Origin of the sequence: Pseudomonas sp. HMSC08G10 (assembly GCF_001808425.1) — a bacterium.
Taxonomy (GTDB): Bacteria; Pseudomonadota; Gammaproteobacteria; order Pseudomonadales; family Pseudomonadaceae; genus Aquipseudomonas; species Aquipseudomonas guariconensis.
In genome coordinates this window covers 71,796-82,578 of sequence record NZ_KV793320.1, presented here as the reverse complement: position 1 = coordinate 82,578, position 10,783 = coordinate 71,796, and the positions used below count along the sequence as shown (strand labels likewise).

Below are 10,783 nucleotides of genomic sequence, written 5' to 3'. Positions count from 1 at the left end.
GCGCGGCATCAAGGAAGCGGCGTTCATCAACCAGGTGACCACCGTGGCCAAGGTGGTGCCGCTGCTGATCTTCATCGTCATTGCCGCCTTCGCCTTCCGGGCCGATATCTTCACCCGTGACATCTGGGGGCTGAGCAACCCCAAGTTCGGCAACGTGCTGGAGCAGGTGCGCAACATGATGCTGGTGACCGTGTTCGTGTTCATCGGCATCGAGGGCGCCAGTGTGTATTCGGGGCGGGCGCTGCATCGCTCGGACGTGGGCAAGGCCACGGTCATCGGCTTTCTCGGGGTGCTGGCATTGTTGGTGCTGGTCAATGTGCTGTCGTTGGGGGTGATGACCCAGCCAGAGCTGGCCAATCTGCAGAACCCCTCGTTGGCTTCGGTGCTAGAACACATCGTCGGGCCCTGGGGCGCCTTGCTGATCAGCATTGGCTTGGCGATATCGCTGCTGGGTGCGCTGCTTTCCTGGGCGCTGCTGTGCGCCGAGATCCTCTTCGCCACGGCGCGGGACCAGACCATGCCGCGTTTCCTGGCCAAGGAGAACGCCAACCATGTACCGGCCAACGCCCTGTGGCTGACCAATGTGATGATTCAGGGCTTCCTGCTGATCACATTGGTCTCGGCGGGCACCTACACCAGCCTGATCTACCTGGCGTCGTCGATGATTCTGGTGCCGTACTTCTGGTCGGCGGCCTACGCGGTGCTGCTGACCCTGCGTGGCGAAGGCTATGCCGAGCAGCCGCAGGTGCGTCGCAAGGACCTGGTAGTCGCCCTGGTGGCGCTGCTTTATGCCGTCTGGTTGCTGTATGCCGGGGGGCTCAAGTACTTGCTGCTCTCGGCCCTGCTCTATGCGCCGGGCGTGATCCTGTTCGCCCGAGCCAAGCACGAACAAGGCAAGGCGTTGTTCATTGGCTGGGAAAAGCTGATCTTCGCAGCGGTGCTAGCCGGAGCGGGGCTAGCGGCCTACGGCTTGTATTCAGGGGTGCTGAGTTTGTGAGGGGCAGGGCGGGACAGGTCGCTCCGGGCGCGACCAGATCCACAGATTGCCCAAGGTCATGCCGCCAATGGCCAGAAACACTGGCCAGCGATGCTCGAAGAACGTCAGCATCAGCCCCACGCACAGCAGCATGCTGAGCGTGGCGCTGACCTTGGCACGGCGCTGGATCACCTTGCCATTGCGCCAGTTATGGAGGATCGGCCCGAACAACCGATGATTTTCCAGCCAGGCGCTCAGACGCGGGGAGCTGCGAGTCGCTGCCCAGGCGGCCAGGAGAATGAATTCGGTGGTGGGCAGGCCGGGTACGACGATCGCGACCAGCCCAATACCCAAGCTGACATAGGCCAGGATTGCGTAGAGCAGGCGGGCGAGTTTCGAGCGGGCTGGTCGGGTCATGGTCTCACTGCGAAAAAACGGTCCGGCCAACGGAGCGGTGACCGGGTGAAGCCTCTCAGGCCAGTGCGGCATCCGCGGCATAGGCATGCTTGAGCAGTTCGGTGAAGCGCTCGAAGGCCGCCACTGCGCCACGTTCGGCGGCGGCATCCTCCTCGGCCGAAAGCTCGAGGTTATCGAGGATTCGGGTGAACTGCTTCCAGCCTTCGGCGCGACCACCGGCCGGCTCGCCCAGATGACGGGCGCCGAAGCTGTCGGACAGCCCAAGAGCCACGGCACGCTTGATCAGGAACGCGGCGCCCAGTTTGGAGCCTTCGGAGACGAAGATCCAGCCCAAGGCCTGGCCCAGGCTCGGCCCTTGCAACGCGCCGGGCAAAGGGGCGGGAACGTCGGTGTCCAGGTCGGCCAGGTCCAGACGTGCCTGCTCGGCACGGCAGCGCTGGGCCAGGTCCGGCACGATGGCGATCAGTCGCGGGTCGTTGTACAGGGCCTGCAGTTCGGACTGGAACAGGTACTGGGCGACCACGAAGCGGGCGAAGCTTTCGCGGCTGTCGAATGGCTTGTGGGATTTGACCAGGGCGTCCAGCTCGGTGTGCGGTGCGTGGGTGACCTGGTTCAGGCGCTGCGAGCGCAGGGCGGGGGTGGCGGTCATGGAAAGGTCCTTGGCAGATGAGGGCTCTAGACGAGACGAATCGGGTCGGATCCGACCGTAAAAAAGGTGTTTGCAGAGGGTGAAGGCCCCACTGGTACCGCGCCGATCCTGAGACCGGCGCAGTCCCTGTGGGAGCGGCTTCAGCCGCGAAGCAGGCGATGCGGTGCCGTCGCACGACGGCGCTCAGATATCCCAGATCAAATTGATGGCGAAGTTGCGTCCCGGCGCGGTGAGGCGGTCGAGGTTGGCGGGCTGGGTGACGGCGGCTTCGCTCTGGCCGTTCTGGCCGACAGTGGCATAGCTGCGTACGTCATCCCACTGCCAGTACTTCTTGTCGGTCAGGTTGTACAGACCGGCATTGACGGTCACATCGTCCGTGATCTTGTAGAAGCCGCTCAGGTCGAGCACGCCATAGCCGGGGGTACGCCAGCGCGAAGTGCTGCCGTCGGGGGAGAAGAACGTGGTGTCGTCGACGCGGTTCTTGCGCTTGACCAATGTCCAGCTCAGCAGGCCGCCATAGCTGTCCTGCTCATACCCCAGGCCAAACACGCCAGTGAGTGGGTTGACGCTGTTCAGCGGCTGGCCGGTGTCATCGTTGCGGCCATAGGCGTAGGCCACCGAGCCTTGGGTGTACAGGCCTTGCGGTGCGCCAAAGCGATCCAGGTTCAGACGACCTCTGACCTCGGCGCCCTTGATGGTGGCGTGCTTGATGTTCTGCGCCTGGAAGTCGAGCGCGTCGTTGCCGTTGAGCAGGGCGTCTTCATTGATGAAATCGCGGTACTTGTTATAGAAGACGGCGACATCGAAGTTGCCCGCATCGAAGTTGCCGCGCAGACCGGTCTCGTAGCTTTTGCTCTTTTCCGGCTCAAGGTTCGGATTCGGCTGGACCACATAGCCGCCGGCCGGGTTCTCGAAGCGGCCATACAATGCCTTGGCCGTCGGCGTGCGGAAGCCTTCGGCGTACTGCCCGTACCAGGTGTAGTGGTCGTTGAAGGCGTAGGTGACGCCCAGCTTGGGCGAAACGCGGTGCCAGTTCTTCTGTTTGTCGCTGACGGTGGTGTTGCCCGAGGTCGGCAGGGTGGCCAGGAACTCATCGGTCAGGTGCGGCTTGAGCCGGGTGTAGTCGTAGCGTGCGCCCGGCAGGAAGGTCCAGTTGTTCCAGCGGATCTCGTCCTGGGCGAACAGGCTGTAGGTGTTGATGGTCGGGTCGGGGAAGTCGCTGACCCGGGCCAGGCTGTCGGGGGGACTGATCTGGCCGATGGCTGTGCAGGAGCCACCAACATTCAGGCAGACGCCCGTACCGCTACGAGAACCGGTGACTTTTTCTTGCTTGAGCGTTGTGCCGTAGGTCAGCAGATGGTCGGTGGCGCCAACGGTGAACGCTTTGTCGAGCTGTGCATCGAGCACCCATTGGCGGTCCTTGTAGGTCGTCTGCCGATCACGAAGCACTTCGCGGCCACGGGCGAAGTATAGCTCCTCGGTGCGTTGATCGGTCTTGGCGATCTGGTAGTTCAGGCTCCATTTCATGTGATCGGCCAGCAGGCTGTCGAGGCCGAACTCATGATTGATGCCGAAGCGTTCCCGCGTGATGGTGTCATCGGCGCTTCGGGCGCGATACATGTTCGAAGCGCCCATGCCGGGAATGAACGGTCCACCCACTGCACTGAGCACATTCTGGTCGCGATCGTCCTTGTAACGCTCGTAGGTAACGCCCAGTCGCGCGTCCTCGGCGTAGTTCCAGCCCAGTTTGGCCAGTACGTTGGTGGTGCGCGCATCCTCGGGGTTGGCCTTGGTGCGGTCAAGGCCGGTGCCACCGTGCTCGCCGTAGGATTCGGTTTCGTGACCGTTGCGCTGGCTCAGATGCAACAGGCCGTCGAAGTCGCCCTGGCGGCCGGCGGCGGTGGCGGAGGTCAGCCAGCTTTCATCGGCCGAGCTGTAGCCGGTCTTGAGGCGGGCGCCCATGTCCTTGCCAGGCTTGATGATGTCGTCCGGATCGAGGGTGAAGTAGCTGACCGCGCCGCCAATGGCATTGCTGCCATAGAGCACCGAGGCTGGACCGCGAAGGATCTCCACGCGCTTGACGATCTCGGGGTCGACATAGTTGCGTTGGGTCTGGGCATAGGGGCCGTAGAAGAAACCATCCGGAACCGAGACGCCGTCGACCTGGGTGAGGATCCGTTCGCCATCGATGCCGCGGATGTTGTAGCCGTTCAGGCCGCTGCGCTGGCCGACGCCGCCGACGGAGACGCCGGGCTCGTAACGGACCAGCTCCTTGATGTCGTTGACGTTCCTGCGATCCAGTTGCTCGCGGGTCTGCACGCTGACGGTGCTTGGCACCTGGCTGACGTCCTGGGCGCTGCGGGTGGCGCTCACGGTCAGTTGCTGCAGGGCGATGGTGTTGCTGGCCTGCTGGCGCTCCAATACCACGTTGGCGTTGCCGATCTTGCGCAGGCTCAGCCCGGTGCCTTGCAGCAGACGGCGCAATGCGGCTTGCGCAGGCAGCGAGCCCCGTACCCCCGGTGACGACACGCCCTCGGCCAATTCGGCACTGAAACCGACCTGCCAGCCGGTGACCTGGCTGAACGCGTTGATCGCCGAGACCAGTGGCTGCTGCTCGATGGCAAAGCGGTAGTCGCCCAGGCGTGGGCTGCTGGCATTGGCCGGTTCTGCGGCCAGGGTAGGCAGGCTGCAGGCGCCGCTGGCGAGCAGGGCCAGTGTCAGCAGGGACAATTGCCCCATGCGGCGGGAAGGGGTGGACGGGCGAGTTGGACCTGTGGACATCGAAGGCGCTCCCTGACGCGCGAACTGTTATAGGTGGTGACCGTTCTTGTTTCAAACAAGAATCAGTTGCATTGGCTATAACGAGACGGACGGGAAGGCGCGATCGCGTAAAAAAACTTCAGGGCGTCAATTGAGGATCACCAGCGCCGGATACTCGTGCACTTGTGCAGAGGTGATGTGGGCCAGGGCGCGCAGGGTTTCCAGAGGTTGGTCCAGGCGGTAGTTGCCGGTCACCGCCACCTGTTCGAGCTTCGGGTTGCGGTTGATGATCCAACCGGGGTAGTAGCGGCGCACTTCGGCAAGGACCTGGCTGAGCGGGCAATTCTCGAACACCAGACGGCCTTCGACCCAGGCTAGGTCTTTGTGCATGTCTGGGCGTTGGCGCTGGCCGAACCCCTGAGGGCCGACGCTGATGCTGTCGCCGGCCGACAGGCGGATGCGCTGGTCACGGGCGCCCTGCAAATCGATATCGCCACGCTGCACCCGCACTTGCGCTTCGCCATCGAGGTAACGCACGGCGAAGTCGGTGTCTTGTGCCTGCGCGCGCAGCGGGCCTGCTTCCAACACGAGCGGGGCAGGGCTGTTGCCCGGTACTTGGAAGTAAGCCTCGCCTTGCAGCAGACGTGCGACCTGGCGGCCGTCACGCAGGTCGTTGGCGAAGGCTGAATTGGTGTTGAGCAATACCTGGGCGCCGTCGTCCAGTTGCAGGCGCTGACGTTCGCCGACCACGGTCAAGTGGTCGGCCTGCAGGCGCACGGGCAGGTTGCCGAAGGTAAGCAGCCCGACCAGCAGCACGGCGGCGGTGGCCAAAGGTTTCCAGTGGGTACGCAGGCGACCGCGCAAGGCGGTGCGGTGACGGTGGTTCAATTGCACGGCGGCCTGATGCAGCGGTGCGCCGTTCCACAGGGCTTCGGCTTCGACATAGGCTTCGGCGTTCTCTGCGGCGGCGCCCAGCCAGGCTTCGAAATCCCGGGTGTCTTGCTCACTGGCGCATTGCAGACGTACCAGCCAGTCCAGCGCTTCGTCCATGGCACGCGCTCGGGCATCAGGCGCGTCGGGAGACGGGCGAGGGGCAGGGCTGTCTGTCACAGAAAATCCTTGCTGTGGTTTTTTCGCGAATGATCATGGCTGCGAGCAGGCGTGGCAAGTGGGGGGCGCTGCCGACCGGCGAATGGTCGGCTCAGCGCAGGCGTTCGGCGACGCCCACGCAGATGGCCATGATCAGTTTCAGCTCTTTCTGTACGGTGCTGGCCGACACCTTCAACTGCTCGGCGATTTCCAGGTAACTGGCGCCATGCAGTCGGCTGAGGATGAAAATGCGCTGCTGGCGTGGGGTGAGCTGATCGAGACTGACGCTCAGGTGCTTGAGCAGTTGCTCGGCGTGAGCGGCCTCTTCGCTGCTGCTCGTCGGCGCGGCGACGTTGTGCAGCACCTCGTCAGGGACATCGTCAACCAGCGTGCGGGCCAGCACGCGGCGCGCGCGCAGGTGATCGAGCGCAAGGTTGCGCGCAGTCTGGAACACGAACGGCTCCAAGTGCTCGATGGGGCGTACGCCCAAGGCGCGGGTGACCCGCAGGTAGGTCTCCTGGAGCAGATCCTCGGCCGTGCTGGGGTTGCCCACCATGCGCTGCAACGTGCGCAGCAAAGGGAGGCGCTGGGTGAGGAACACTGTGTTGAACCGGGACTGACTCACGAGGAAACCTGACCGACGAAAGGCAAATGATAATGCTTATCATCTTGTGGTTTGGTCAAGCCTCATCGATGTAAAGAGTGGGTAAGTGTCGCAGTGTTGCGACCCGTCGCAGGCTTCGCCAGGCCCTACAAAAACCGCACCAGGCACTGACGCAGCGTGCGATGGTCTGCCAGGTCAACCCGCGTTGCACAGCGCCAGGCAGTTGTCGAGCATGCGGTTGGAGAAGCCCCATTCGTTGTCGTACCAGGCCAGCACCTTGAGCATCCGGCCATTGGCGCGGGTGTGGTTGGCGTCGAAGATCGACGACAGCGGGTTGTGGTTGAAATCGCAGGACACCAGCGGCAGGGCGTTGTAACCCAGGATGCGCGAGTGCCGGCTGGCTTCGAGGAACAGTTGGTTGACCTCCTCGGCGCTGGCTTCGCGCTTGAGGTTGACGGTCAGGTCTACCAGCGACACATTGATCACCGGCACCCGCACCGCCATGCCCGTAAGCTTTCCGGCCAGCTCCGGCAGCACCAAGCCCACGGCCTCGGCGGCGCCGGTCTTGCTCGGGATCATCGACTGGGTGGCCGAGCGCGCGCGATAGGGGTCGGTGTGGTAGACGTCGGTGAGCACCTGGTCATTGGTGTAGGCGTGGATGGTGGTCATCAGCCCTTGCTCGATGCCGAACTCACGGTGCAGCACCTGGGCGATCGGCGCCAGGCAGTTGGTGGTGCAAGAAGCATTGGAGATGATCTGGTGCGAGGCGCGCAGGGTGTCGTGGTTGACCCCGTACACCACCGTGGCGTCGGCTCCCTTGGCGGGCGCCGAGATGATCACCTTGCTTGCGCCGGCGCTCAGGTGGGCTGCTGCCTTGGCGCGGTCGGTGAACAAGCCCGTGCATTCGAACACCACATCTACCGCTTCGGCCTTCCAGGGCAGCTCCGCCGGGTTGCGAATGGCACTGACCGAGATACGGTCGCCATTGACCGTCAGGCTCTCCTGGTCGGATTCGACTTGAGCATCGAACGTGCCGTGCACGCTGTCGTACTTGAGCAGGTGGGCATTCATCGCACTGTCGCCCAGGTCGTTGATGGCGACGACTTGCAGGTCCTGGCGGTAGCCTTGGGTATAGAGTGCGCGCAGGACGTTGCGTCCGATGCGGCCAAATCCATTGATGGCGATCCGAAGGGTCATGGCATTACCTCTGGCAGTCCGAGTGAAGCTTGTGGCAAAAAGGTCACTTCACTGAAACGGTTTTGTTATTGGAATTACAAGATTATTCACTGCTGGATAGAAAACAAGCCTTTTTGATGGCAGTATTTTGTTAAACCTACAACGAGTGGTCGGGCAGACCACCCCCAGATTGCGTCAGGCCCCCTTACCTTGAGCCTAGGCCGCAATCGTTTGAAGGGGAAATGCCCATCGACGCCACCCTTACAGTCAGCCTGGAGTCCAGTACATGCATCCGCGCATCCTTGAGGTCACCGCACGGTTGGTCGAACGCAGCCGTGCCACCCGTGAACGCTACCTGGAGCTGATTCGCGGCGCGGCCAGCGACGGTCCCATGCGCGCCCGCCTGCAATGTGCCAACTTCGCCCACGGCGTGGCCGGCTGCGGCGCCGAGGACAAACACAGCCTGCGGATGATGAACGCCGCCAACGTGGCCATCGTCTCGGCCTACAACGACATGCTGTCGGCGCACCAGCCGTACCAGCACTTCCCGGAACAGATCAAACAGGCTCTGCGCGAGATCGGCTCGGTCGGCCAGTTCGCCGGTGGCGTGCCCGCCATGTGCGATGGCGTCACCCAAGGCGAACCGGGCATGGAGTTGGCCATTGCCAGCCGTGAAGTGATCGCCATGTCCACCGCCATCGCCTTGTCCCACAACATGTTCGATGCCGCATTGATGCTCGGCATCTGCGACAAGATCGTGCCCGGCCTGATGATGGGCGCCCTGCGCTTTGGTCATCTGCCGACCATCTTCGTCCCAGGCGGGCCAATGCCTTCGGGGATCTCCAACAAGGAAAAGGCCGACGTGCGCCAGCGCTACGCCGAAGGCAAGGCCAGCCGCGAAGAGCTGCTGGAATCGGAGATGAAGTCCTATCACAGCCCCGGCACCTGCACTTTCTATGGCACGGCCAACACCAACCAGCTGGTGATGGAGGTCATGGGCCTGCACTTGCCCGGCGCATCGTTCGTCAATCCCTATACACCGCTGCGTGACGCCCTGACCGCCGAGGCGGCGCAACAGGTCACGCGCATGACCAAGGCCAGCGGCAGCTTCATGCCCCTGGGCGAGATCGTCGATGAGAAGGCGCTGGTCAACGCGATCGTCGCGCTGCACGCCACTGGCGGCTCCACCAACCACACCCTGCACATCCCGGCCATTGCCCAGGCTGCCGGCATCCAGTTGACCTGGCAGGACATGGCGGACCTCTCCGAGGTGGTACCGACCCTGTCTCACGTCTATCCCAACGGCAAGGCCGACATCAACCACTTCCAGGCGGCGGGTGGCATGGCGTTTCTCATCCGCGAACTGCTCGATGCCGGGCTGTTGCACGAGGACGTCAACACCGTGGCCGGCCACGGTCTGCGCCGCTACACCCAGGAGCCGTTCCTCGAGGAGGGCAAGCTGGTCTGGCGTGAAGGGCCGCGCCAGAGCCTGGACGAGAGCATCCTGCGCCCGGTGGCACGGCCGTTCTCGGCTGAGGGTGGCCTGCGGGTGATGAACGGCAACCTCGGGCGAGGTGTCATGAAGGTGTCGGCCGTGGCGCCCGAGCATCAAGTCGTGGAGGCACCCGCCCGGGTGTTCCATGACCAGCAATCCCTGGCCGATGCGTTCAAGGCCGGCGAGCTGGAGCGCGACTTCGTCGCGGTGGTGCGCTTCCAGGGGCCGCGCTGCAACGGCATGCCTGAGTTGCACAAGCTGACCCCTTTCCTGGGGGTGTTGCAGGACCGTGGCTACAAAGTGGCGCTGGTCACAGACGGGCGGATGTCCGGCGCTTCGGGCAAGATCCCGGCGGCGATCCATGTGTGCCCCGAGGCCTATGACGGTGGCCCGCTGGCGCGGGTGCGCGATGGCGATATCGTGCGGGTCGATGGCATCGAAGGCACGCTGCAGCTGATGGTGTCGGCCGAGGAGCTGGCCACCCGTGACCTGCCGGAACCTCCCCAAGGCAACGATTTGGGAATGGGGCGCGAGCTGTTCGGCTTCATGCGGGTGGCGTTCAGCTCCGCCGAGCAGGGCGCCAGCGCCTTCACCTCGGCCCTGGAGCAGCTCAAATGACTGCGCTGCTGGTTGGCGATATCGGCGGCACCAATGCCCGCTTTGCCTTGTGGCACGACAACCAGTTGCAGTCGGTGCAGGTCCTGGCCACTGCCGACTACACCAGCCCCGAGCAGGCCATCGAGGCTTATCTGGCCGGGCAAGGCATTGCCCGCGGCGGGCTGACGGCCGTATGCCTGGCAGTTGCCGGGCCTGTGAGCGGCGATGCGTTTCGCTTCACCAACAACCACTGGCGTCTGAGCCGCCGTGCCTTCTGCCAGGCCTTGCAGGTCGAGCACCTGCTGTTGATCAACGACTTTAGTGCCATGGCCCTGGGCATGACGCGCCTTCAGCCGGGCGAGTATCGCCAGGTGTGTCCGGGCGCGGCCGACCCTGCACGCCCGGCTCTGGTCATCGGACCAGGTACCGGCCTGGGCGTGGGCAGCCTGTTGCGCCTGGACAACCAGCATTGGCTGGCCTTGCCGGGTGAGGGAGGTCATGTCGATCTGCCGGTGGGCAACGAACGCGAAGCGGCGATCCATCAGCAGATCCATCGGCAGATTGGCCATGTCAGCGCCGAGACGGTATTGAGTGGCGGCGGGCTGGTGCGTCTGTACCAAGCCATGTGCGCGCTCGATGGCGACATCCCCAGACACAAGACGCCTGCGCATATCACCGATGCCGCGCTGGGCGGCGAGCCGCGGGCATTGGCGGTGATCGAGCAGTTCTGCCGTTTCCTCGGGCGCGTGGCCGGTAACAATGTACTGACCTTGGGAGCACGGGGCGGGGTTTATATTGTCGGCGGCGTGATTCCGCGTTTTGCCGAACTGTTTCTACACAGTGGCTTTGCCGCGAGCTTTGCCGACAAGGGCTGCATGAGCGGCTATTTCGAAGGGGTGCCGGTGTGGCTGGTGACTGCGGAGTTTTCCGGGTTGCTGGGTGCCGGTGTGGCGTTGCAGCAGGCATTGGGCCATTGATCGCCAGGCCCTTGATGCCCGTCCGTTATCACTACCAGAGGAA

9 protein-coding genes are annotated in these 10,783 nt (G+C 63.7%); 3 read left to right on the top strand and 6 right to left on the bottom strand.

What is annotated here, in order from left to right; translation table 11 throughout:
• On the top strand, positions 1-997 hold a 997-nt coding region (locus HMPREF3173_RS17080), incomplete at its 5' end, for an amino acid permease (RefSeq protein WP_256544523.1).
• Here the strand turns inward: HMPREF3173_RS17080 and HMPREF3173_RS17075 are convergent.
• The 6 genes from HMPREF3173_RS17075 to gap form a co-directional block, all read right to left on the bottom strand.
• Positions 977-1,393 (bottom strand): YbaN family protein, encoded by a 417-nt coding sequence (locus HMPREF3173_RS17075; RefSeq protein ID WP_070574785.1) that lies wholly within the window; start codon positions 1,391-1,393, stop codon positions 977-979. The two genes, HMPREF3173_RS17080 and HMPREF3173_RS17075, sit on opposite strands and share 21 nt — an antisense overlap.
• Before the next feature lie 55 nt (positions 1,394-1,448).
• On the bottom strand, positions 1,449-2,042 hold the full coding sequence (locus HMPREF3173_RS17070; RefSeq protein ID WP_043210679.1) for a biliverdin-producing heme oxygenase: 594 nt from the start codon (positions 2,040-2,042) through the stop codon (positions 1,449-1,451).
• A 183-nt stretch (positions 2,043-2,225) separates the two neighbouring features.
• Positions 2,226-4,823: a TonB-dependent receptor gene (locus HMPREF3173_RS17065; protein ID WP_070574783.1), complete on the bottom strand. Its 2,598-nt coding sequence runs from the start codon at positions 4,821-4,823 to the stop codon at positions 2,226-2,228.
• A gap of 126 nt (positions 4,824-4,949) precedes the next feature.
• Positions 4,950-5,912 (bottom strand): FecR family protein, encoded by a 963-nt coding sequence (locus tag HMPREF3173_RS17060; RefSeq protein ID WP_070574782.1) that lies wholly within the window; start codon positions 5,910-5,912, stop codon positions 4,950-4,952.
• Between the two features lie 91 nt (positions 5,913-6,003).
• The gene (locus HMPREF3173_RS17055; protein WP_070574779.1) at positions 6,004-6,516 is read right to left on the bottom strand and encodes an RNA polymerase sigma factor; all 513 of its coding nucleotides are present in this window, start codon (positions 6,514-6,516) and stop codon (positions 6,004-6,006) included.
• A 174-nt stretch (positions 6,517-6,690) separates the two neighbouring features.
• Positions 6,691-7,692, bottom strand: a complete 1,002-nt coding sequence (gene gap / locus HMPREF3173_RS17050) for a type I glyceraldehyde-3-phosphate dehydrogenase (protein WP_070574778.1) — start codon at positions 7,690-7,692, stop codon at positions 6,691-6,693.
• A 265-nt stretch (positions 7,693-7,957) separates the two neighbouring features.
• On the opposite strand from gap, the gene edd reads away from it, so the two are divergent.
• Entirely contained in the window at positions 7,958-9,784 is a 1,827-nt protein-coding gene (gene edd, locus HMPREF3173_RS17045; protein WP_070574776.1) for a phosphogluconate dehydratase, read from the top strand.
• Complete coding sequence (locus tag HMPREF3173_RS17040; protein ID WP_070574774.1) at positions 9,781-10,740, top strand: glucokinase; 960 nt, start codon at positions 9,781-9,783, stop codon at positions 10,738-10,740. Before edd ends, HMPREF3173_RS17040 begins: the two co-directional genes overlap by 4 nt.
• The last annotated feature ends 43 nt before the right edge of the window (positions 10,741-10,783 follow it).

Coding starts and splice junctions, on each gene's coding strand:
- HMPREF3173_RS17070 (WP_043210679.1), bottom strand. CDS start 2,042: ATGACCGCCACCCCCGCCCTGCGCTCGCAGCGCCTGAACCAGGTCACC.
- HMPREF3173_RS17075 (WP_070574785.1), bottom strand. CDS start 1,393: ATGACCCGACCAGCCCGCTCGAAACTCGCCCGCCTGCTCTACGCAATC.
- gap (WP_070574778.1), bottom strand. CDS start 7,692: ATGACCCTTCGGATCGCCATCAATGGATTTGGCCGCATCGGACGCAAC.
- HMPREF3173_RS17065 (WP_070574783.1), bottom strand. CDS start 4,823: ATGTCCACAGGTCCAACTCGCCCGTCCACCCCTTCCCGCCGCATGGGG.
- HMPREF3173_RS17040 (WP_070574774.1), top strand. CDS start 9,781: ATGACTGCGCTGCTGGTTGGCGATATCGGCGGCACCAATGCCCGCTTT.
- edd (WP_070574776.1), top strand. CDS start 7,958: ATGCATCCGCGCATCCTTGAGGTCACCGCACGGTTGGTCGAACGCAGC.